This is a genomic window from Psychrobacter sp. SCQQ22 (assembly GCF_015864605.1).
Taxonomy (GTDB): domain Bacteria; phylum Pseudomonadota; class Gammaproteobacteria; order Pseudomonadales; family Moraxellaceae; genus Psychrobacter; species Psychrobacter fozii.
Genome location: NZ_JADYWZ010000010.1, coordinates 77,472 through 101,759, shown reverse-complemented (window position 1 = coordinate 101,759; position 24,288 = coordinate 77,472). Strand labels below are relative to the sequence as shown.

At 41.2% G+C, this 24,288-nt stretch carries 21 protein-coding genes; 3 read left to right on the top strand and 18 right to left on the bottom strand.

All coding sequences use genetic code 11. The features are described from left to right. Positions 1-149: 149 nt before the first annotated feature. Positions 150-1,364: a magnesium/cobalt transporter CorA gene (gene corA / locus I6E84_RS12690; protein ID WP_197100678.1), complete on the top strand. Its 1,215-nt coding sequence runs from the start codon at positions 150-152 to the stop codon at positions 1,362-1,364. Between the two features lie 274 nt (positions 1,365-1,638). Next, positions 1,639-2,082 (top strand): hypothetical protein, encoded by a 444-nt coding sequence (locus tag I6E84_RS12685; RefSeq protein ID WP_197218342.1) that lies wholly within the window; start codon positions 1,639-1,641, stop codon positions 2,080-2,082. Between the two features lie 180 nt (positions 2,083-2,262). Here I6E84_RS12685 and I6E84_RS12680 read toward each other — a convergent pair whose 3' ends face one another. The 17 genes from I6E84_RS12680 to I6E84_RS12600 form a co-directional block, all read right to left on the bottom strand. Further along, positions 2,263-2,781: a phosphate-starvation-inducible protein PsiE gene (locus I6E84_RS12680; RefSeq protein WP_194196915.1), complete on the bottom strand. Its 519-nt coding sequence runs from the start codon at positions 2,779-2,781 to the stop codon at positions 2,263-2,265. A gap of 108 nt (positions 2,782-2,889) precedes the next feature. Continuing rightward, entirely contained in the window at positions 2,890-3,768 is an 879-nt protein-coding gene (gene folD, locus I6E84_RS12675; protein WP_197218341.1) for a bifunctional methylenetetrahydrofolate dehydrogenase/methenyltetrahydrofolate cyclohydrolase FolD, read from the bottom strand. 297 nt (positions 3,769-4,065) lie between these two features. Next, positions 4,066-5,265, bottom strand: coding sequence for a DegT/DnrJ/EryC1/StrS family aminotransferase (locus tag I6E84_RS12670; RefSeq protein WP_197218340.1), 1,200 nt, complete (start codon positions 5,263-5,265; stop codon positions 4,066-4,068). A gap of 102 nt (positions 5,266-5,367) precedes the next feature. Next, the gene (locus I6E84_RS12665) at positions 5,368-5,991 is read right to left on the bottom strand and encodes a sugar transferase (RefSeq protein WP_197218339.1); all 624 of its coding nucleotides are present in this window, start codon (positions 5,989-5,991) and stop codon (positions 5,368-5,370) included. Further along, on the bottom strand, positions 5,988-7,169 hold the full coding sequence (locus I6E84_RS12660) for a glycosyltransferase (protein WP_197218338.1): 1,182 nt from the start codon (positions 7,167-7,169) through the stop codon (positions 5,988-5,990). The genes I6E84_RS12665 and I6E84_RS12660 overlap by 4 nt, the downstream gene beginning before the upstream one ends. A 31-nt stretch (positions 7,170-7,200) precedes the next feature. After that, positions 7,201-8,064 carry a glycosyltransferase family 2 protein gene (locus tag I6E84_RS12655; RefSeq protein WP_197218337.1) on the bottom strand — a complete coding sequence of 288 codons (864 nt, stop codon included), beginning with the start codon at positions 8,062-8,064 and terminating at the stop codon, positions 7,201-7,203. Then, a complete protein-coding gene (locus tag I6E84_RS12650) occupies positions 8,064-9,104 on the bottom strand; it encodes an EpsG family protein (protein WP_197218336.1) in 1,041 nt (346 codons plus the stop codon). The genes I6E84_RS12655 and I6E84_RS12650 overlap by 1 nt, the downstream gene beginning before the upstream one ends. A 146-nt stretch (positions 9,105-9,250) precedes the next feature. Then, entirely contained in the window at positions 9,251-10,363 is a 1,113-nt protein-coding gene (locus I6E84_RS12645) for a glycosyltransferase (protein WP_227681510.1), read from the bottom strand. Positions 10,364-10,416: 53 nt separating this feature from the next. Continuing rightward, positions 10,417-11,409: a glycosyltransferase family 2 protein gene (locus tag I6E84_RS12640; protein ID WP_197218335.1), complete on the bottom strand. Its 993-nt coding sequence runs from the start codon at positions 11,407-11,409 to the stop codon at positions 10,417-10,419. Next, positions 11,406-12,488: a polysaccharide pyruvyl transferase family protein gene (locus I6E84_RS12635; protein ID WP_197218334.1), complete on the bottom strand. Its 1,083-nt coding sequence runs from the start codon at positions 12,486-12,488 to the stop codon at positions 11,406-11,408. Before I6E84_RS12635 ends, I6E84_RS12640 begins: the two co-directional genes overlap by 4 nt. A 13-nt stretch (positions 12,489-12,501) precedes the next feature. Further along, on the bottom strand, positions 12,502-13,692 hold the full coding sequence (locus I6E84_RS12630; protein WP_197218333.1) for a hypothetical protein: 1,191 nt from the start codon (positions 13,690-13,692) through the stop codon (positions 12,502-12,504). Further along, the gene (locus tag I6E84_RS12625; RefSeq protein WP_197218332.1) at positions 13,685-14,701 is read right to left on the bottom strand and encodes a glycosyltransferase family 2 protein; all 1,017 of its coding nucleotides are present in this window, start codon (positions 14,699-14,701) and stop codon (positions 13,685-13,687) included. Before I6E84_RS12625 ends, I6E84_RS12630 begins: the two co-directional genes overlap by 8 nt. A gap of 69 nt (positions 14,702-14,770) precedes the next feature. Beyond that, on the bottom strand, positions 14,771-16,087 hold the full coding sequence (locus I6E84_RS12620) for a lipopolysaccharide biosynthesis protein (protein ID WP_197218331.1): 1,317 nt from the start codon (positions 16,085-16,087) through the stop codon (positions 14,771-14,773). A 73-nt stretch (positions 16,088-16,160) separates the two neighbouring features. Further along, complete coding sequence (locus I6E84_RS12615; RefSeq protein WP_197218329.1) at positions 16,161-18,164, bottom strand: polysaccharide biosynthesis protein; 2,004 nt, start codon at positions 18,162-18,164, stop codon at positions 16,161-16,163. A 54-nt stretch (positions 18,165-18,218) separates the two neighbouring features. Beyond that, complete coding sequence (locus I6E84_RS12610) at positions 18,219-20,480, bottom strand: polysaccharide biosynthesis tyrosine autokinase (RefSeq protein ID WP_197218327.1); 2,262 nt, start codon at positions 20,478-20,480, stop codon at positions 18,219-18,221. Between the two features lie 31 nt (positions 20,481-20,511). Continuing rightward, positions 20,512-20,988, bottom strand: a complete 477-nt coding sequence (locus tag I6E84_RS12605) for a low molecular weight protein-tyrosine-phosphatase (protein WP_197218326.1) — start codon at positions 20,986-20,988, stop codon at positions 20,512-20,514. 9 nt (positions 20,989-20,997) lie between these two features. Further along, entirely contained in the window at positions 20,998-22,089 is a 1,092-nt protein-coding gene (locus I6E84_RS12600; RefSeq protein ID WP_227681507.1) for a polysaccharide biosynthesis/export family protein, read from the bottom strand. Positions 22,090-22,642: 553 nt separating this feature from the next. On the opposite strand from I6E84_RS12600, the gene rluB reads away from it, so the two are divergent. Further along, positions 22,643-23,590, top strand: coding sequence for a 23S rRNA pseudouridine(2605) synthase RluB (gene rluB, locus I6E84_RS12595; RefSeq protein WP_194362818.1), 948 nt, complete (start codon positions 22,643-22,645; stop codon positions 23,588-23,590). Positions 23,591-23,726: 136 nt separating this feature from the next. Here rluB and I6E84_RS12590 read toward each other — a convergent pair whose 3' ends face one another. Next, positions 23,727-24,278, bottom strand: coding sequence for a hypothetical protein (locus I6E84_RS12590; RefSeq protein ID WP_197218324.1), 552 nt, complete (start codon positions 24,276-24,278; stop codon positions 23,727-23,729). Between the last annotated feature and the right edge of the window lie 10 nt (positions 24,279-24,288).

Genomic DNA, 24,288 nt, shown 5'->3' with positions numbered 1-24,288 from the left:
GTTGCGGTATCGATATATTTTTTTATACCACTCACAAAAATTAGAGTCGCAAGGAAAACGAGTGCAAGTACTACGCATTGTAGACTAAACAAGTTTGACACAGCTAATCGTATTTTTTGGGGTTGGTACTACTTATTAAAGGAGGGTGTATGGAAAACAATAATGATCCGTTGATTCAAAAAACAGCACGTATTGCACCCGACTCCAATATCAGCCGTCTTTATGCCGATATGAATGACTCACACTTATATTTAGACAATAACGGCAGTTATATCTACGGCGATACTGACGCAACGAATGAGGACACTATCGAGACCATGACGGTCTACGATCCTGACTCTGAGCGCTATGAAGATATTGACTTGTCGAGTGAGGACGAGGTTGTCAATTGCTATGCTTACTCGCGTAAGACGGGCGAAAAACTTAATAAAGTTGCCCTGAATGATGTGAGTCGCGCTTTGAGTAACAACGGTCAGTTTGTTTGGCTGGGTTTATACGATCCTAGCCTAGAGACCATGGTCAAAGTCAAAGAAGCATTTGGTCTGCATGAACTGGCGATTGAAGATGCTTTCGCTGATCATCAGCGTGCTAAAGTCGAGAATTATGACAACGACATGGTTTTCGTCGTATTGCGTACGGCCAAGCTGGAAGACAAAGTTATTCGTTATGGTACGACAGCGATATTTATGGGTAAAAACTACCTAATCACTATTCGCAATGGCCCATCAAACTCCTACGCACCTGTCCGCGAGCATTGTAATCGTCGACCTGAAAAGCTGCGTATGGGACCAATATTTGTGCTGCATGCCATTCTCGATTTTATCGTTGATAACTATATGCCAGTCACCGATCGCTTGGGCCGATATCTACGTGAGCAAGAGCGCTACGTTTTCACCTCTGAATTTGACAAGAGCACGCTAAAAAACCTTTATGAGCTGAAATCGCAACTGGTACATATGCGTGCCATTATTTTGCCGGTACAAGACATCTGTAGCTTTTTTATCAATCATAAAAAAAGCGAGCTGGTCTCTGGCTTCTCTCAAGCGGCAAAGCCCTATTTTCGCGACGTAAATGACCATCTATTACATTCACTAGATGCTATCAACGGGCTTAATGAGATGCTTAGCGTGGTCATGAACACCTATATGGCCATGGTCAATATGGGACAGAATGAGGTGGTGCGTAAGCTTGCGGCTTGGGCAGGTATCTTAGCTGTGCCCACGGCCATCGCTGGTATCTATGGGATGAATTTTGACTTTATGCCTGAGCTACACTGGCAGTATTCTTACCTTGTGATCATGCTCATTATTGGTTCGTTGTGTGGCTATCTGTATTATAACTTCAAGAGACTCAAATGGTTATAGCACACGTTTACCAATAAAGTTATTAATGGTTTTTTCAATAGTTAAATGAAAGGCAGTATCGCCAATGATGCTGCTTTTTTATTTAATTATTGATAATATTTCCTATTTGCAATATTATTATTAAGCTTGTCTCATGATTGATATAATCTCAATTTCAAAAATATGATGAGCCACGTCAAACTCGCAAAGCTTATCAAATGTAGTGATTGCGCCTCTACTCTTCGCTATGCTGATATTTTGACATGATACTACTGTGAACTTATTAAGGTTTTTTATGCGCTTATCTCACCTTATTCGAACCATAACTTTCGTTGCTACTGCTTTGGTAGTTGCAGCTTGTGGCGATGATGGTTCTGACATGGCCGTCGCTATCATTGATGGAACTCCGCCTTTATTAACCACCGATAGTAACTTTACGGATGGCTATAGCACGACTGCAGACTTGTTTGTCTCAGGCCAAGTACAAGACAGTAATGGTGTTAAATCGCTAACTTATAAGCTCAACGAAGAGTCAGCACACACCTTAGAAGTGGATACTGAAGGTCATTTTAAGGATCGTATTTTATTGGCTTTAGGTAGTAATACTATCCTCCTAGAAGCCACAGACAATGCCGGTAATATCATGCGCTCAACCAAAACCATTTATGTAGAAAGCACCTATTTAGAAAGTACTGTCGCCGCAGATGGCCTACATAGTACTGCTTTATATGATGGTTAGTTGTATAATATTGCTTAGGAAGATGATAGCGGTTAGGTGCATGATTAGAAGTTTGATAACCATGCCTAAGTTGACACCCTCGAAAGATATTTAAATCCTTAAAGGTAAAATATAAAGTTTGAGCGGGCAATAAAAAAGGGCTATCCGTTGGTAGCCCTTTTTTGTGCCGGTCATTATATATTACTCACGGCGATGCTTGGTATGGCTATCGGGCGCTTGCGCATTATCAGGCAACAGTGCTTTAACCGTTAAGTTTGCATGCTGTTTATCAAGATTATCCTCTGGGCGGCCAAAGGTTTTTGCTGTCCATGTCAGTATTACGATAGAAGCACTCAACAGCATAATAGCCACAGAAATCGTCGCCAGTAGCCACAAATGAAAATAATCTGAGACGGCCTGTACATCGACCACCAAATGCCGTGACAACGCCGTTATCGCAATGAATATCAAAAACTGTACTGGCAGACGGTGGGTTTTAAAATAAATACCTATCATGGCTAGTAGCTCAAGATAAATAAATAACATCAAGATATCTTTTAAGTCTGCTGAGCCTTTTTGGACGATCTCAATAAACTCCTTGCCTGCCGTCCACACGACCACCACACTGATTAGAAATAAGATAACGTAATGACAGATATCGACAAACTCTCTACCGATACTCTGTAGTCGCTCATGAATACCTACGTTTTTTTTAGCCATGTTTAGGTCCTATCAACTGAAATGTGGTTGATTTAGCCTGAGTTATTATTGCCTCAGGCCCCTTATATATCGGCAATCAGTATTCCTATCACACTCTTTTTAATCGAACTACAAACCTGCTGACTTTTCAGCGGCATCAACGGTCTGACGAATCAAGGTATTGATAGTCATTGGACCAACACCACCAGGTACTGGCGTATAAGCACTGGCGATATTCTCTACACCTGCTAGCTCGATATCACCCACGCCGCCATTATCAGTAGGATGGAACCCTGCATCGATGACGACCGCGCCCGCTTTTATCCACTCTGCTTTAATTAGTTCTGGCACACCTACAGCGCCAACCACGATATCAGCACGCTTAATATGCGACGCTAAATCCTGAGTTCTAGAATGGCAAATGGTCACTGTACAGTTAGCGTTCAATAGCATCATCGCCATTGGTTTACCTAAGATGGCACTGCGACCGACGACCACTGCTTCTTTGCCTGAGAGCTCAATATTGTGATGCTCTAACAAATGCATGATGCCCTGCGGCGTACATGAACCGTATGCTGATTGCTGCATAGCCATACGACCAAAGCCAAGGCAGGTAACACCATCGACGTCTTTTGCCAAATCGATCTGCTCAAAACACGCACGCTCATCGATATGCGCAGGGACAGGATGCTGTAGCAAAATACCATGTACGTCTGGGTTATTATTCAGCTCGTCTATCTTTGCCATAAGCTGCTCAGTGGTGGTGACACTTGGCATCTCAACCCGTATAGAGTCCATGCCGACACGCTTACAAGCATTACCTTTCATGCGTACATAAGTCGCAGACGCTGGGTCATCACCAACTAATATGGTCGCTAAACTTGGTGTACGTCCCGTCTTATCCTTAATAGCATCCACGCGCGTGCGCAGTTGTTGTTCTATTTGTTTGGCAAGTGCTTTGCCGTCCAAAATGGTGGCAGACTCTTGGGTAGTAGACGCAATAGACATAAGAACTCCAATAGAGGGTACGATAAAAAAATAAAGACAGCGCCGCAATTGCTTGCATGCCTGTCTTATCCTTAATCAAGGTGTGGTTGATAGTGATATTGTACCTGCCTGCGTCCAAAAATCCTAGCATGGCATAAGGTTAGATACTCATAAATTTCTATAAAGACTCTATTAAGCGATGTCACATTATTGTCAATAAACCTCTAATGACTTTCAATCCATACTTTAATGAACCATAAAGCTGATATCAGATTGGCATTTCTTCGGTACGGAACATCAATGCGTATTAGCAATGCTTCATTTAGCTATTGAACCAAACACGCTGTCGATAGCTTGAACGGTTTGCTCTATCTCTGCGGTGGTCAGTGTAGGATGAACCAAAAACATCAAGCTGGTCTCTCCCAACTGTTTTGCGACTGGCAATCTAGTCTCTGGGCGTAACCCTGTATCATCAAACGCTTTTTCCAAATACACCTCTGAAGCAGATCCAGAAAAACAAGGTACGCCTTGCTCATTTATCATTTGAATAATACGATCTCTGGACCAATCATTAGGTAGATTATCCGGTTGCACATATACATACAGTTTATAGTACGCATGTTTAGAATCTGAAAACTGAGCAGACGTTTCTAGTCTTGGCACCGACAGATAGCCCTGTGCCTCCCAACCAGTACACGCATCGAGTATCGCTTGGGCATTGGCAGTACGCTTGGCCGTCCAATCACTCATCCTCTCCAACTGAATCCGCCCTATGACGCCTTGCATCTCAGTCATGCGCCAATTGGTGCCAAAGCTTTCATGCAACCAATTATAACCGGGTTCATGCTCAGTTTCATAGACCGCTGCATAACTCTTACCATGGTCTTTATACGCCCACATTTTGCGCCACAGATGCTCATCATTGGTAGTGACCATACCGCCTTCACCACCTGTCGTCATGATCTTATCTTGACAGAAGCTCCACGCACCAATATGGCCGATGCTGCCAACACTACGGCCTTTATACTGTGCGCCATGAGCTTGTGCACAATCCTCAATGACATATAGTTTATGTGTATCTACGAGTGCCATGATGTCGTCCATATCACATGGCCAGCCAGCCAAGTGTACACAGACAACGCCTTTGGTTTTATCAGTCAACACAGCAGCGATGGTGTCGGCTGTGATATTACCTGTCGCATCATCAACCTCTGCAAAAATAGGCGTCGCACCGACATTGACTATCGATGAAATACTGGCAATAAAGGTACGCGGTGTAACGATCACTTCATCATTTGCGCCTATCCCAAGCGCTTGCAAAGCCACATCTAAGGCCAAAGTACCATTACCCATCGCAATCGCGTACTTGCTACCTGACCAATCAGCGAACTCCTGCTCAAACTGACGACATTCTTGCCCTGTCCAATAATTAACCTTGTTGGATAGCAATACTTGACTCACGGCATCGGCCTCTTGTTGCGTAAAACTTGGCCAAGGTGAAAAAGGGGTATTTAGCATATGTTCCTCTATGGTACTTATGTCTAATGGTTTATTACTTCTTACATAATACTTTTAATACTCAAAGACTTGATTGAATAGCTAGAGCGCGCTCTCAATCTATCAAAGCATCTTTTTACTAGGACATGCCCTAGTCTCATTACCCGTAAACTTGCTCATGGTTGCCTCACCTTCTGCGCTAATACCATCCTTTACGATGACTTTTTTTACTGTTTTGAGTAAGATTTTTATATCTAGCCATAGCGATTGATTGTCCACATACCAATTATCAAGCTCAAAACGCTCTTGCCAACCAATAGCATTACGACCGTTAATTTGTGCATACCCCGTAATACCTGGTCGTACCTTATGACGGCGAGATTGCTCTTCATTATATAATGGCAGATATTCCATCAATAACGGGCGCGGGCCAACCAAGCTCATGTCACCCTTAACCACATTCCATAACTCAGGAAGCTCATCCAGACTAGTATTACGCAGTGCTTTCCCAAACGATGTCAATCGCTCACCATCCTCCAAAAGATTGCCGTCTGTATCTACACTGTCTTTCATTGAGCGAAATTTTGTCATCTCGAACGGCTGACCATGCAGTCCTGGGCGAGTCTGACGGAACAAGACGGGTGAACCCAAATTCTTGCTAACTTTGTAGGCAGTTGCAACATAGACAGGAGACAGTACTACTAGAGCAGTTGTTGCACCTACAATATCGAATAGTCGTTTTATCATTGTTCAGCCCGCCTTTTTCCATCTACGCTGTTATTTATAACATCATCAACACTGGGCAAATAAAAACTTAAAAAGCTTTGCCATAACTTTTTTTGTTCAAAATGTACGATAGCCCAACTTCTTGCCTCAGGGTATTTATTTTTAAAACCCTTATCAGTAGTGGCGGCACTAATCGCGGTTGCCACCGCTGCCGCATCCTTAAATTTAAATTTTTGACCGCTAACACCTTCTTTCACACTGTCCTTTACACCGACAACATCATAGGCAAACGTAGGAACACCGCAACTTGCCGCTTCAATCGCAACACTGCCAAATCCTTCTCGATAGCTCAAAAATAAATGCAAATCAGCACACTGGAAAACCTCGTGTACATTTGGGTTGGCTGATATGTATACAGCTCTATTGTCTTTAACCATTTTTTCTACGACGGCTTGCCCCACATCATCTTCAAAACCTCCAATAAAGATAAAGTGGACGTTTTCTTTTTTGAGTGTTTCAGATATATAACCAATGTCTGTTAGACCTTTATCTTCACACACTCTTCCTACTACACAAACTAAAAAACAATCCAAAGGCACTTTATATTTTTCTTTTAATGCATCTTTTTTCTGCTGATCTATAGGACTAAGCAAATCAATATCTATGCCATTAAATGAGCCATTATCGATGACAGTTGATTTATTCTTTTTTAAAATCTTTTCTTTTAGACATACATCCAATAGCGACTCAGACACAAATAGAACTTCATGAGACAAGGCAAAGCTTAATGTATCAAAACCCTGAAATACTCGCTTTTTAAAACCTGAAAAATTCTCATAAGCTCTACCCACACTGAAAGCAATCCGTCTCTTTTGCAAAGTAAATGCACTTGCAATACTTCCTAATAATAGCGCTTTGGGAGTTAGATAAACCACCACATCAAAGCGGTTCAATAGAAAATAACGAGTTAACAGCGCCAGTGACTTAGTGTCTTCAAATAAAGACGGTTTGCGTTGAAAATTTAAATTGACCACTTTACCTATATTACGCGCACGTAAAATATCTAGCTGCGCCTCATTACCACCACAGATTAGCGTAATGTCAAAATCTGAATTGTCCCTCATATACTCAAGCTGATTGCGGTATAGAGCATTAAATGAAACGGCATCTGTCACAAGAAAGCATATTTTAAAACTCATTTAAGCACCTCATTGTTTCTCATTAGTGAACTCACTCAGCACAGATGCTATCAACGACAGCTTGATGACGTGTTTTAAGTGCATTAGACATCATTAATTTATTTCTTTTGTTGGCTATGCGCTGCAATAAACCCATAGAGTCCAGCAATCTAACTGTTGTCATTTTTACGGTGAGTTTCAAAGACCCTAACCCACTACGTCCTTTATATTCACGGTAGGTCTTGAAGCTATCTTTGTATGATCGAATGATTTTTACTAATGATAAATTACCCTCTTCTCGATAGTAATATAATAAGTCTGGCAATACCGCCAATCTTAAATCTCGACTGGCTATGGCTCTACACCATAGGTCATAATCTTCAGACCTTGGATAATTCTCATCATATCTGTTGCGTTCATACCAACTCTTTCTTGCCAACACAGAGGCATGCACAATAGGATATGCTGGCGCAATTGCATCAAACTCTGTATAAATACGATCTACATGGCGACAGCCATATACCTTATTATTATTATCAATAGACACCACACCCGTGGACACCAGATCACAATCTGTATTATTTTCTAAAAATGCCATTTGAATCGTCAGTCTGTCTGGATGAATGAGGTCGTCAGCATCCATACGTGCAATATAGTCATATTGAGACTCATCAATGAGCTGATTTAGGCGAGTTGGCAGTTTTTTGTTTTTCCCATCAGAAATGACTTTTATTCTATTATCGGCTTTCTCAAAACGTCGAGCGATGGTTAATGAACCATCCTTAGAGCCATCATCAATTAATATCAACTCCCATAGCTCATACGTTTGAGCCAATACCGACTTTATAGCATCTTCCAAGTATGCTTCAGCGTTATAAATAGGAATGCCAATGGATATGTACTGCTGATTTTTCATTAGAAAACCTCAAATATCGGATTGAGAATATATGGACTCAAGTTACTAAATCTCGATGTCGTCAACATAAAGTAAGTGAGAAACAACAGCACACTAGCGATATAAAGATAAACGTTATTTATTTTTTTCAACATCACAGGAAGTATTAGAACTAACGTCCACGTAAAATAAGCCAGTAACCTTTGCGGACCTGAAGGACTCGTACCCAACATCGCTAGCGGTATGATAAAAACCACACCTGATGCATAAAACGTTATTAATTTTTGGAAATTTTCATCTTTAATTTTATATACGTAACTCACAAGCATAATTAAAAGCATGAGGACAGTATAAAATCCTAGCGTTAAAAACCCACCTGCTTCTTCAGAAGCTTTTGCATAATTTTCATACCTATCATTGGTAGAAGAAATATAAGAGACTAGTACGCCACTCACCAATAATGACCCTAGAAATGTGGCCAAAATTTTATATACAGGTTTTACCTTTAAGTTGACGATAAAATAAAATGGGATGATAAATAATGCGGTAACGTGAAATAATGAAGCAACCGCACATACCAACAGATATGGAATAAGTCTTTTTTCTAATAAATATGGGACGGCCAATGTAAATATTGCCATCGCCAACCCTTGACGTAATCCATTGAAAAAAAACGTATAAACACCCAATGTGATAAATAAAAATACTGAAAACCAATAGTTAACGCTGTATTTTTTAATAATCTTAAGATAGCAGTACACAATGATTAAGCTGGTAATCGTTAAAAGCCAAAAGTAGCTACTTGTCACGCTCAACAATGCATACTCTAAAACTTGATAACCAAACTCAATGTCTTCGTTAAATCTAAAATACTCGACATTCAATTGACTGTTAAAATTTCTTGTATAGTTCCCTGTATCTGTACCGACACGATAACTCCGAGCGCCTGCAAATAAAGTCAGAATAATTAACGGCAACCAAAAAGACGTACGGTTGAGAGATTTTTTCTCCAGTACGATCCAAAAGATAACAAGGCTAAGAACCAGCAGGTATGGAAGCATTTAACCCTCGATAAGGTGGATATGGTCAATTCTATATAAGTCAGATACAGTATCAGGCTCGCTCAGCCTATTATGTGTAGTACTTTTACTCTCTTTCCTTGTACTCAAATCACGTCGGATCAAACTTAAATGAACAGTAAAAGCTGTCATTTCATATTTAAATACATTTGCGTTAATTTTTCCGCGTTTATCGCAGCACTAAATCCATATAGAGTTAGTGCTTCTGTTATTTCTTTTTCATTAGGCCGTATGTTTTTAGGTTTCAATAAACAATCGACCCACTCCTTAGCCGAATGAATAGGTAAAAACTGCACCAATCCGAGCCCTAAATCCACTTCAGGTGATACTTGATCAGAGACCAACGCTATTAACCCAACGGTTTGACTCTCTACCAATACAACCGGAAACCCTTCATGCAAAGAAGGCATGATCATATAATCTGCGCTGGCCATCAGTTCTGTAATATCCGTACGCAGACCCAAAAAATTGACATTGCTGCACAGTGATTTGTCTTTCACTTGCTGCTTTAGCATCGCAGCCAATGGACCTTGTCCAACGATATATAAGGTAAAATCAATCTGACGTTTTTTCAGTTGCTCAGCGATTTCTAAAGAAAATTGATGGTTTTTAACCTCATTGAGACGACCGACTTGAATAATTTTTAACCCTTTATCTCCAAATCCTTTAGCACCAAACTCCTGATCGATATAATGTCGTGATTGGTTAGCGACTGTCATCATCTTTTGTATATCAACGGCATTGGGAAGTAGCCACACATCTTTTGTAGTACCGAATAGGTAATTTGCAGCATGGTCACCGCAGCTAATTCTCTTAGTGGCTAATGTACGATTGGTAATTAATGCCCATTGCTCATATATTTTTTTAACGATATTGGTTTTACCGTTACTGGTACTATGAGAGTGTGAAATGCGATGCGGCACGCCAGCACTTTTAGCAGCCAACAGATGAAAAGCATTGTTCAACAGCATATGAGCATGAACGATTTGATAGTCAGGGTGTTGTTTAAGGAATCGTTTAAGCTGCCACATACGCGTCAATGAATGACTGGCTAAAATGGGTATAATTCTACCCCCCAACGCTTTTATCTCAGCATCATAGTCACCGACCTCATCGGTAAAGGTAATAAAATCAAACTGAATCTGATTATGATCCATATGGCGATATAGATTCATGAGCATGGTCTCTGCCCCAGCACGATCCATTTTCCCCACTATGTGCAGTACTCTCTGAATAGCCATCTCTTTACCTATTAAGAAACATAAAGCCAAACGTATTTTCAACCTGTCTTCTCTTAACCTTTCATTCTTGCTCTTTTATCTAGCGCTTGACGAAGCACCTGCAACATAGACAAAGCGACTTGGCTTGGCATACGTACTATGTTGCTGATCACTATATTCCTTAACGTCGAATCGCTCTCATAACCCTTTAATCGTAGCGTCTTATCTGCTTTCTTGGCTTGTACCAATGCCGTTGTTAAATAATCATTATCTATACGGGTAAGAATACTCCAATGACTTTGTCTGATTTTATTGGCGAGTATTTTTTTAACTTCGTCCGCTTGATAGCTCTCTACTAGACTCATGACTTCTGAGTGAATAACGAAAAGGTCTAATAGCTTTTTATCCGTTGAACCTGTGATCGACGTACCTCGCTGTCTATACAGATAAAAATCAATAGGCAGTTGATATCTCACCTTAGCAGATAAACCGAGATGCCAATGAAACGGCCAATCCTCGTAATATAGACCCACTGGAAAATGTAACGAGGCAGAACGCACGACACTAGACCGAATAAATTTTAGCCATGCAAAATGCGGTAGGCTAAAATAAGAGTCGTCTATGTTGGCAGCAGCGAATACTAAGCTGGCAGCTGGATACGGTAGTTCAGTCTCTACCACTCCCTCTTTGAACGGTACAAAACCATACGTCACTACTTCTGCATTCGTGGTGAGGGCGCAATCTACACAAGCTGCCACCAAGCGAATATCTACAATATCATCGGAATCCACGAACATCATATACTCGCCTATCGCAGATTTAATGCCGGTATTACGAGCAGCAGAAAGGCCACTGTTTTCATTATGTTGAATGACTTTTATGCGCTTATCTGTGAGATGTGGGGTTAGTGCCTGTTTTGAATTATCAGTAGAGCAATCTTCAACGACGATAATTTCAATATTTTTATAAGTCTGCTGCTTGATAGATGCTAAGCAAGCGTCAATATATGACGCGACGTTATATACTGGCACGATAATGCTCACTAATGGCTCGGCTGCAATGGTCATATTCTGGCCACCGATTTTTTTAAATCATTGTACTCATTGATGTGAACGGGTGACTCAATCATCGTACCGTGAGGTAGAGACAGAAGCCTATCGATGAACTTTGGAATCTCAGAAATCTCATCTAGTTCTAAAAATATGAGTCTTGGATGATTACGTAACCAGTCCAACTGCGTCTGTCTTATCTTATGATTGGAGTTCGGTAATACCAAGCAAGGCGTACCCGATAGCAAACATAAAATCATGCCATGCAAACGGTCAGTTACAACCAACTTTGCAGCACGAAACTGGCTAAGCTTGTCAGTTAGCAACTTTGAGCAATGTGCCTCGTCCAATTGAGAACCGCCAGCATGGGTGTCTGTCTTTTCAATCTGATAACCAGTATCTGCTAAGGCTTTGTCTATCATTGCATATTGCTCACCTGATAGCGCAGCTTCTTTGTCATCTCGTAAGCAGCGCAAAATACCTGAAGGTGCTAACTTATCTGTCGTTCCAAGTACTGCTGCGTTTGCACTCATGACGATATCTGGCACAAGACCAATATGAACATTGCTATACTCAGCAAAAAGCTTGCTAAGCTTGGCCGCTGTCATCGACTCTCTGGCAAAGATATGTATATCTGGATGTTTGGCGTAGACGTTTACGATACGATGCAATACACGCTTAGACTTAGCAGAATCACTCCAATCCAATGTCTGAGGAAAACAAACAATGCGATTGGTAGGAAATGACTTGATGACTAATTGGCGCAGCTCCTCAATATCAGGATACGTGCCACCCATATTACCGCCGCCGATGATAGTGACGATATCCGTCTCTTTTATTTGCTGTTTAATTGAATTGAGCACAAATCTGGTTTGACTGATAGCCACACTAACAACATCATAATCGGTCAGCACACGTCGCAAATACTGCTTTTGCGCGTGAAAAATAGCAATATCACCAATATTGCCATAGTCAGCGGCAAGAAAAATAAAGCACCGTTTACCAGTTGGTAACGGTAAACCTCTCGCCCCCATATAAGCGGCTAAGTGTTTTTTTAATCTGAGCGGAATGAGCTTTTTTATAGCAGCAATATTCATTTTTAATGCTCCCTTATTTGTTTCTCATTAACATGTTTTTCACCCACATACGACGCCTTGAGCCAACAGGAAACAACCCATTCAATTTAGGAGATGGTTTACGTTTGAGTACTTTTTCAATGTATGGAAGCCATTCAAGACCTCTGCCCGTTTTAATTATCTCATGACGAATTAGATTCCAATCTATACGTACGATTTCATTTTTTAAAACCATCGATTTAAGAAGTGATGAATCAATGGGCTCGCTAAAACATTTTGGATTATCTATACCTGCGACCAAAAAATTGAGACGCGTTCTAACACATTTTTCACAGCGGCCGCAGTTGCTATCATTCTGGTCGCCTGCCCAACAAAAACGCAGGCTTTCAATACCCAAGGGCCATGCTGAAAGCGCTTGAAGCTTCTCCGATCGACTAAAGCCAGCGCCATCATGAATCACTCTAAAGTCGCCAGAACTCAGCAGCGGATCAGTAATTGGATGTGAGCCCCAAGGACTAATTAATACATCATAAGAATCACCACTACCGATGAGTCCAATACCAGCATATTTTTTTAAGCCGCATAATACTGAGGCAATAGCAGCAGCATGATAGTCTTCCCAGTTGATAGACCAAAGCGTGCGAATATTTGTCTCAACTGGCAATAGCTCGATATTGATATCTGCAAGTGTTTTTGCCGCTATTTTTGCTGCACTGGCAAAGCCTTCTGTATCCTCTAAAGGTATATCAAAGCCATGCACAAAAACCCCAGCTTTAATAGCTCGTGTGGCGTATCCTGCTCTGCCTGTCGCATGACGATAAGCGGTAAACTGAGCATCCACACCACCAGAAAATGCAGCAATCGCACCATCTACTTGTACGTCGCTCTCTCTAATACGATCAACTTGTATATCAATCAGAAAATAACGCTCTGGTAACCATTTATTCCAGACATACTGTAGTTCTGTCAGGTTGGCTAATAGCTCGTGGGACACGCTACCATGGACACGAATAGCCGCACGCAGCTGCATCGCAGGCAACAATGTGGCTAGTAAATAAGAATCGCAATCATCGTCTTCTGGCATTGGTAAATTAATAGGATACGCAAACCACAATTCTTGTTCGGTAGAATTTTCGCTCGCAGCCGTTTGTTTCAGCAAACAAGAACGAGTCTGTCCGCTTTCATCACTCTTTAATGCCTGAGGAAACAAATCAATATTAAACATGTCTTTTTACCTTTGCTTTAGTCCAAGACAGTTGAAGAAAAACCAACGTCATAACATACCAATGTCGTGAAAAACATGAAATCAAGATACGAATGCCTCGTGCTGGGTGTCGTTGATGGTAATGTGGTAAACATTTCTGATAAACGAAAGACTGGCGTATTTTTATCAGCTCTGTGCGACGTTTCCGCACCCTAATATGCGCCAAATTATTGAGTAAATATGGCAGCATATGCTCGATATAACTACGGGCAAAATCTGATAGCAACACTTGCTTCTCAGTAGCACTGATAGACCAGTCATGTATCCTAATTCTGGCTTTATAGTCTGCTTCAATAGACTCCAACAGCCCTGGCTTATATTGCAAACTCGTCATCGAAGTAGCATTTTCATAGTAGTTATATGGACAGTCGGGTACGACAGATAAATGGTTCGCTTTATCCAAGCACTCAATATTAAAAATACCATCTTCACCAAGCTTTACGTCACAATTAAACCGTAAATCCGCTATCAGGCTTTTGCTATAAACTTTGGTAGTTACATACCAATATATATTTCTATTCTCTGTCACTCTCAGTTGCAAACTCTCAATATCTTGCCGTGAATATTCTGCTGAAATGTTATGGCGCTCGATAACAGAGCCATCTAGCATGATGCGCTTATGACCAAACGCCAACATCTCAATATCCCGATCAACCACTTGTGCAATGACAAAGTCAAAATACCAATCGTCGATAGTGTCGTCCGCATCTATAAAAACGATGTAGTTGCCGGTTGCGATATCAAGCCCTGTATTACGAGCATCTGCCACACCCCCATTTTTTTGATACTTCACCTTAATCCATACCCTATCACTTTCCCACCTATGCAATAACCTAGCAGTCTCATCATCAGAACCATCGTCAATAACTATCAACTCAATCTCATGGCTTTTTTTCGCAACGTCAATACTACTAATACAAAGATCAATAGTGGCAGCGGCATTAAATGCGGCGATAATAACTGAAATCATAGTGAGCCTCTTGAGTTGAGACTTCTAATGCATATCCTTTGTGCCATCCAACGCAGTCAAGATATTTACCTACTGCTGCACTTCATGGATATGAACAAGACGCCGAAAAGCGACATAAACGATAGATAAACTAAGCAAGACCCCAACAAATGAGAACAGGGCAATAGCGACCATATCTGACTCAAAAACGTAAAAACCTATATACAGCGCTGCAGCACGAAATATCACTGCAAACACTTCTCTAATTAAAAGAAAACGCTGCAAACGTAATGCTGGTAATGCCGCAGTACTCGCACCCGATACCAAGCTGGTCAAAAGCCAAATAGAAAGCCACTGCGAATAACTACCTGCTAATGCCCACTCTGCGCCAAACACTAAAGAAAAAAGATAATCGCCAAAAACGAACACCGTACCGAATGGAACAATACCAACCACCAATAGAATTACCGTCACTTTTAATAAAAACTGATAAGCTTCTGGTGACTTTGCTGTGATCGCACGCGTAATCTTAGGATAGAAAACCTCTCCAACAGCTTGGCCTAACAACATTGCTGGTGCGCCAAGCACAAGAACAGCCAACGAATACTGCCCAGCAGAAGAAGCACTAAATAGTGATGCTAACAAGATAGTTGGCAACCCTACTGAAGCAGCATTAAGCATGCTCTGTGGCATGCGATATATGGCAAAGTCACGCTGCGATATAGCAGCGTTACGAATACCAACCGTGCCAAACCAGTTTCGGACATTTAATACACCAATCCTAGGCACGCGAAGCATCTGCATCATAAAATTCGTGAGCTGCCCTGCTATCGTTAATAAAATAAGCAACATACCAGAGGGGGCCCACATACCTCCTATCAACTTACTGGTATCTGTCACAAGCTTGCTCTCTACATAAGCACGAGCTTTGGCTTTAAACAAACCTACTCTGATAGCAGACTGATCAGCAACAGATAGAAACGCGCCTGCCAATAGCGTCAAAGGTATGAGATACAACATGTATGGTGTACTTTCCATACCCGTCCATCGTGCCAAATAAACATTACCAAAATAGACAACGATGAATGATATAGCAGCGACAAACAAACTGAGTAACACAGACAACCTGATAATGGCTGCAGCATCCTCGTCACTATCAGGCATCACAATGGCATTGGCATAACCCATGGTCGCAATCGGAGTAATAATACTGATGATTGCGGCAAAGGTAGCAGCAATACCAAAATCTTCAGGGCTATATAATCTGGTGAGAAACGGCATAAAGACCATAGCGATTGCCTGACCAGCCGCAATACCGCCGCCAACCATGGCCACATCTCGTACAAAGTGACTGGTTTTCAATCGACTGATTACGCTCTGTATCGATAAAAACACTTCAGAGGCCATTACTCATCATCCAATTTTATGTTTCATATAACTTATAAAAAACTAACAATCTTGTGGTTACCTGTCTACTGTATTAACCAATCTCATCTACCAGCGATGATGTCAGTTTTTCGACCTCAACCCTGACATCATCCCCTTCTCGATAACCTTCCACAAACGCTCTAAATTGTGTTTTTAGCCATGCCACATCCTGTTGTTTGGCTTTTTCTATGAACTCAAACAAAACATTTTCGATATCTTCCAAAGGAAAGCTATGCTCCATTGCTTGCATGATTAACGGATGAAACGTGGTTTCGATATTATCTTCGCCTATGATTAACTCCTCATAGAGCTTTTCACCCGGCCTCAATCCAGTAAACACAATTTCTATATCTCCGTTAGGATTGTTCGCATCTTTTAACTCGCAGCCAGTCAGACGAATCATACGCTTAGCAAGGTCTACAATTTTGACGGGTGCACCCATATCAAGTACAAACACTTCCCCACCAAATGCCATAGCCCCTGCCTGAATCACCAAACTGGCCGCTTCTGGAATGGTCATAAAGTAGCGTGTTATGTCTGGATGGGTGATGGTAATCGGACCACCCTGCTCAATCTGTTTGTTAAATAACGGTACAACAGAGCCTGAAGATCCTAGTACATTGCCAAAACGCACCATGCTAAAACAAGTGTGACTACTATGCTGGCTCAATCCTTGGCAAACCAACTCCGCCAAACGTTTGGATGCCCCCATAATATTAGTAGGTCGCACCGCTTTGTCCGTAGAAATCAATACAAAGGTATCCGCTTTGGCTTGTATCGCAGCACGAGCACAGTGATAGGTGCCTTTGGTATTGTTAATCGTGCCCTCAAAGGGATTCGACTCAACAATTGGGACATGCTTGTAGGCTGCTGCATGATAAATTGTATTTATATGGTTAATTTTGAATATATTGATTAATTTTTTTTCATTGCTCACGCTTCCGATGATACTAATAATCTCAATATCTTGATAATCGATATTTTCTATCTTCTTATTTCTAAGCTCTTGATCTATCGTGTATAGAGCATATTCAGACTGCTCATATAACACCAAGCATCTAGGCTTATTTTTAATAATTTGCCGACACAATTCACTACCAATAGAGCCACCAGCACCTGTCACGAGGACGTTTTTGCCAGTGATGTTTTTTTGTAGCAACTCAGCGACTGGTTCAACAGTATCTCGTTCAAGCACATCCAAAATATCGACAGGTCGTATATGACTGACTGTCACCCGCTCGTCTGCCAACTCTCGTAAGCTCGGTAGGTCTTTTATCTTCACAGAAATACCTGATAGGCTATCCATAATCTGCTTTTTTCGGGCACGGCTCATAGAAGGCATCGCCAAAATCACCTGTGCCACATCAAACTTCTCTATTAGCAATGGCAAAGCATGATCAGCATATATTTTTTTACCATGTAAATAAGCACCTGTCAGCTGTTGATCATCATCGATATATGCCACCACGTTATATTTATGGGAATGTCTCAAGCTTTCTAGCAGTTCTCTACCCGCTTCTCCTGCACCATAGATAATCACGTTATCACAGCAATCATTTGGACGGCGTTTTTTGTCTGTTTTCTGTAGCCGTTTCAAAAAGGTACGTATTATCAGCCTACTGTTCCATAACCAGATAAAAAAACAAAATAGAAATATGATGGGTACAGAGCGCGGTATCATTGACAGTGGGTTTACATAGATAAGCACTTGGTAGACGATAATAAGCAACAAAAACAACTGTAATACACGACCCATTACCGCATCAAAAAAACCTCTAGAAGCACCTCTATAGAACCCGATAAGATACAGGCTCGCCACAGGGATAAATGCATATGAAACCAATATTATAAGACTGACATGATGCGCCACATACCCTTGTCGTAATGCCAAGGCTAAAAATAAGCAAGAAATTGATACAGCATAATCTATGCTAAATAAAATAGAGCATTTGACAAACCGTGGTAATGACAATAAAAGCAGAGCCGCACGCTTCGACCATTGATGCAACTCACCAGTCGACCGATAAGCACTGTTAGACTCTGTTTTTATAAACATAAGATCCACTCACTTAAGTTGTATTGATGATAATGAACAACCACAAAATACTAATTAGCGGTTATTTCCATAGGCATAATGGTAATGATAGCTGTATTTATTCATACGGCTTTGCTGTACATCATTGAGAATAATGCCATCCACTTGCACATTGGCTTTACTCATCTGCTTGACCGCATACATCAGCTGACCTTCTACTGAGCGATTAAATTTAGTAACGATAAGCACCTTGTCCGCATGTTGCGCCAACACCATCGCATCTGAAGCTGCCAATATCGGTGGTGAGTCAATGACAATATAGTCGTATTGCGTCTTCAGCACTGTCATAAGCTGGTTAAACTGTTGACCTATTAATAGTGAAGTAGGATTGTTTGACGACTGTCCTCGCGATATAAAATCAATGTTTTCCATACCAGTAGGATGAATAAAAGTCTTAATATCTGGACTAGATACCTCGCTGTTGGCTTGATTACTGATAATGGGAGACGCACTCTTTTTATTCTGCAACAAATAATCGGCGAGACCGTCTTGCGGGCTCAGCTTAAACATCTTATGCAGCGCACCTAAACGCATGTCACCATCAATGACCAAAACCTTTTTATCAAGTTGTGCAAACACCTCAGACAAATTGGCTGCGATAAAGGACTTGCCGACATCTGGGCTTTCTCCAGTAATCAATATGACTTGTGCGGACTCGCCAGCCACTGCGCCTGTTGGCATACCAAACATCAGGTTTGTTCTCAAGCTTTTAATGGCTTCATAACTCAAACTACTGTGGTCCACATGAGCAAGCATCCGATCGGTGGTCTTTTTATTTTTACTCAATCTGGACAGTAAAGGTGAGCGCGGAATAGTGGCAATGACAGGAATACCTGTCTTAGACTCTAAGCGCTCTGGATCTTTTACAACCGTCCTCATTAAGTTTCTGAGTAAAACCAATATCACCCCAAGCATCGTGCCGACCAATATGGCTAGCATCATGATTTGTAGCTTATTAGGGGCAATGGCATTAAAGGTACTGGTGGGTGTATCGATAACACGGGCATAGCCGATCTGGCCCGCTTTCACGATTTTTAGTTGTTCATAATTCTTGAGTAGCGTCAGATAGATTTCTCTATTGATGGCTGTATCTTCTGATAGCTTTAAAAATTCTCGCTGGATTTCAGGTAGACCCGACACCGTATTTTCGATTTGTCTCGTTCTATTACTCAGTACTTTGAGCTGCTCATTAATTTGAACGACCAAGGGATGTTCTTCAGTATAATAAGTGGTCAAGTCTGCTTTTCTGAGCTTAAGATCGTTGAGCTGCCCGTCAATCCGAGACTTTTCGCTTAATAATAAGCCAGCCTCTTGAGCCACATCGATAGTGCCGTGTTTTTTACGAAAATCATTAAATAGTGCTTCAGACGCTTCTAGCTTCCCTTTTAATAGCGGTATCTGCGTTTCCATAAAGGTGAGCGTTTTGGTGGTTTCTTCAGAGCCACGTGACTGGTTTTGGTCTACATAAGATCGAACTATTTGATTGAGTATAGTCGTGATCTGCTCTTGGTTTGTACCCGTCATCGACAGCTGAATAATGCCCGTGCTTTGACCTTTTTCTTCAACCATTAGGGCGCTATTGATACCATCTGTCGTGGCTTTTAATGTCTGCTTACTAATACTAATCGGGTAATTACCCGTCGGTAATCCGGTCACGGTGATATTAATCTGACCTTTTGACCCTTTGAACTGATAAGGCTGACCAAGCTGACCTTTAAAGTTATCCAGACCATTGCTCAAAACAAATCCAGTGGCAGATTTATTCAAAGTAAAAGATTGGTTCAAATAAGCTTTCGATACATCAAACTGACTGATTTCTACTACGCCGTTTTCGGTATTCAGTGACACTTCATCGGTTGTATTAACTTGAGTCTCTATATAATTTTTTTTGATCGTATCAATATATCCAATATTAGGATCCGTGAGTCTAATACGCAGATGCAGTAGATCTACCACAGGCTCTAGTATCATGCGTGATCTTATAAGCTCTGCTTCTGTTTCTGCTTTGCTTGTTTCTGCACCGACCAACTCTGAGATGCTCGCGCCAAGTGCTTCCACCCCTTGCGCATTTTCTTCAATCTGTATCAGCGCATCAGATTTAAACGTTGGATTGACATGGCGGGTATACAAAAAACCTACCAATAAGCCCAATAAAACCATGAGTGCTATTATTTTCCAACCGCGCAGCAATACCAAAACCAGCGCCATTAAGTCGATGTCGTCAGTGTCTTTTTTGCCCGTAGGCATTGATAGGTTTTTTGAATCTGTTTTATTCATAACCATATACTCACTACTCAATGTTTACCGCTTAATAGCACTCACTAACCTTCAATTCTTTTATGACAATCGCCTCACTCATCTTCATAGCCCACTGTTCAAGACTGTCGTCAATATCTTGTCTACTCGTCTCAAACACCGAATTATCCTGCTGATAAGGATCTATAATATCTTTATCAATCCAATGTCCAATTCGAAAAGTTCTACCACGGCAATGTGGCCACCGATTCTCAATCCACTTGGTTTGACTCACTGACATAGTCAAAATTAAATCTGCATGACTGACTAACGCTTCGCTGATGGGTTTGGCAATATGTGAGCTGATATCTATATCGTGAATGGCCATCAAATCTATTGCTTTGATATCTGCAGAGTGCCCTACTAACGCTGACAGACCCGCAGAGTCTACGTGCTTATCTGGATAGCGCTCTGTCAAAATAGCAGCTGCCATCGGACTACGGCATATATTGCCAACGCAGACGACTAAGATACTGTCAAACACATTCATGATTGACTCCTATATCCCTGAAATCAGATTGATTGCTGATGTTGAGGGAAGAATGGCGCTGATAATACGATTCCAGCGTGCTAAACCTGTTGGATCTACATAAAGTATGTCGTTGGCCTGCATGTCAAAACGGCTCGCCAATGCCAAACTGGTGATGCTCTGCATATCGACATAATAAATATGCGTATATTGTGATTGCGGGTTATCACGAACGATATATACTTTTGCAGCATTGGCGGTATTGGAATTTAACCCGTTAGATTCGCCTAACACATGTGCCAAGCTCAGCCCTTGCTCAGGAATAGAAACTGGTTCAATTTTGCCAAACTCACCCAATACATAGACTCTATTACGACTTTGGCTGTTGACATGAATGGCGTCACCATCTTGTAAATATATTTGATTGGCAGACAGTCCCATTTGCTGTAATGATTGGATACCTAGCTTGTAACTCTTGCCTTGGCGATTTAAGACAATATGATTTGAATCACCAGTATCAGTCGTACCACCTGCCATAGAGATTGCCCCATATACGGAGACTGGCACATCAGCAATCGTAAACTCACCAGACTCTTTGACTTCACCATCAACGAAAAACTTGCTGCCACGATAGTTGATAATTTTGACCTGAGGATCTGAGTATTTCAGATAGCGTTTTAGTTTACTTTGTAAGGTTGCAGTAAATTGCGGCACACTCATTCCGCTGGCTTGAATGCGTCCTATCAGTGGGAACTGTATAAAGCCTTGCTGATCAACGGTTAGGCTAGATGTCGATGCATTAATATCTGGATAACTGGTGAGTGTGATATTGAGAATGTCGCCTTTAGCAATTCCATAACTGACTCGACCAGACGTTTTAATTAAATGATACAAATCCTGATCTGGGGTAATGGCTTCTGTACGTGGCAAGGTCGCCAAATTCAAAGGTTGAATATAAAACTGTAGTCCATTTTCTGCAGTAAACGCACCCGATTCCGGCACATCTCCAGACTGAAGTCCTGAATTGACTGTGCAACTCGCAAGTGAGAGTGTTAATAACAAGCCAACAATGCTCATCATTAAAAAGCGCTTGCGTACAGAAATGAAGTATTTATAAACCATAACAGTTACTCATATTTATAATATTGCATAAAATCAAAGCCGCTCACTATGATAAATATATTCACTAAAAAGAATGTATATATCAAATATACACTCAAACTATACACAACGCAATATTTATAAATCCTTATATAGTTACGTCTAATTATTTTATATTTTTAATACAGCCCTTTTATAACAATACCTAACCAATTTATTTAGAAGTAGACACAACTGGAAGGATTAAATAGTGAGCAGATAGCAAAGAATACAAGTAATAATTCTGTAACTTTTAAAAATTGATGTCGCTCTTTATATTTCAACCGATAATTTAGTATCAATTAAACAAGGCTGTCTTTTATCAAAATACAACTCTCGATATAATTGAGCCGACATCTGCTTGAAATAGCTGTATATAGTTAATAAACTTTTATTCAATCTTATTTTCCTAACAACAACTTATATAATTAGTAACAACAGGTTTGCGTGCTAAAGCCGCCAAAATAGCGTAGAATAGTCAATCCAAATTTTTTTACATTGAGAAATGTAAACCCACCGACTCAAGGTTATGATTATGAAAGACGAAAAATTACAGAAAGCCCTCGCCCGTATGGGCCTTGGTTCACGCCGTCAGATGGAAGAAGTCATCAAAGCCGGCCGCGTCACTGTCAATAACGGCCCAGCAACCATCGGTGATCGTGTTGAGCAAGGCGATGAGATTCGCGTTGATGGCCGTCAGATTAAGTACACCTCTGAAAATGAGAAGCGACGCCGTGTTATCGCTTACTACAAGCCTGAAGGCGAAGTCTGCTCTGCTAAAGATCCAGAAGGTCGTCCAACCGTTTTTGAGCGCTTGCCAAAGCTGACTCATGATCGCTGGGTTATGGTTGGACGTTTGGACATCAACTCAACAGGTTTGTTATTGTTTACCAATGATGGTGAAATGGCGCATCGCTTGATGCATCCCTCTGGTGAAGTCACTCGTGAATATGCGGTACGTGTATTGGGTGAAGTGACACCTGAGATTGCCCGTGCATTAACGGCTGGCGTCATGCTAGAAGATGGCCTTGCAAAGTTTGAAGATATCAAAGACGGTGGCGGTGAAGGCGTCAATAAATGGTATCACGTCCAACTAAAAGAAGGCCGTAACCGTGAAGTACGTCGCTTGTTTGAGTCGCAAGGCCTAAAAGTCAGCCGTCTACTACGCACGCGCTACGGTACAATTGCCCTGCCAAAAGAGCTACGTACTGGTCGTTTCTTAGAACTCGACAGAAAAGACATCAATACCTTGACCGATCTTGTGAGCTTGCGTCCTCGTTATGGTACGGGTCTGCATGGTGCAGCGAAAGAGAAGCAAGAGCGTATCAGAAGCAAGCCGCTTAAAGCACGTCGCGCTACTGATAGTCGTAGCGATAGCCGCAGTGGTAGCGACAATCGCAACAGCAGCGCAAAACCTAAAAGCAGTGCTAGCCCTGCCAGCCGTGGTACGCGCAATACTCGTGACCGCAACGATAAGCGTTAATAATATTGATCTATCGTAACTTTAAGTCTTCAATAGATTTAGAGTCACCTATAAAAAAGCTGCCAGTGATTATTTATCATTGGCAGCTTTTTTTATGTCATTTATAGCAAGTCGTTGTAATTCTGACGATGTAGACTTAGCTATCATGACTGTTGATATAGTTTTTCATGACTCGTAACTCCTGCAACTGCTGCGTATCTATTTGCGCTAGCAACCTATCTAAACGCTGCTCAATATTATTTAACACGCTCTGCAATAGCTCACTGGCTTCTATTTTCTTTTCGTCATTCCTATTATTAGCACTTATACTTGTTAAATGGTAATGACTGGCTAACATTTCTGGAAGCCGAGTATGCAGCATCTTATTCAATACAAACTGCTCTTCTGTTATCGCAGGCGTCTTATGCTGAGCTTTTAGTGATTTCTGATACGCTTGATAGTGATTCACTTTTTCGTCGATGCGTTTTAATTGGCTCAATTGCTGCTCTGGCAGATTTTGCAGGTGTTTCTTATTTAAACTTAATTGTTGCCAACTGAGTTTGGATAATGACAATGGTTCATTATCATTCTGATAGACGAGCACACCTGGCGTAATACCGACAGCTTTATGAAAAGCTTGCCAGCCTTTTTTACCCAAATAAAAGGTAGTGAGAGTCGTTACAATACCAACGCCTATCAAGATAATCATATACGCTTAC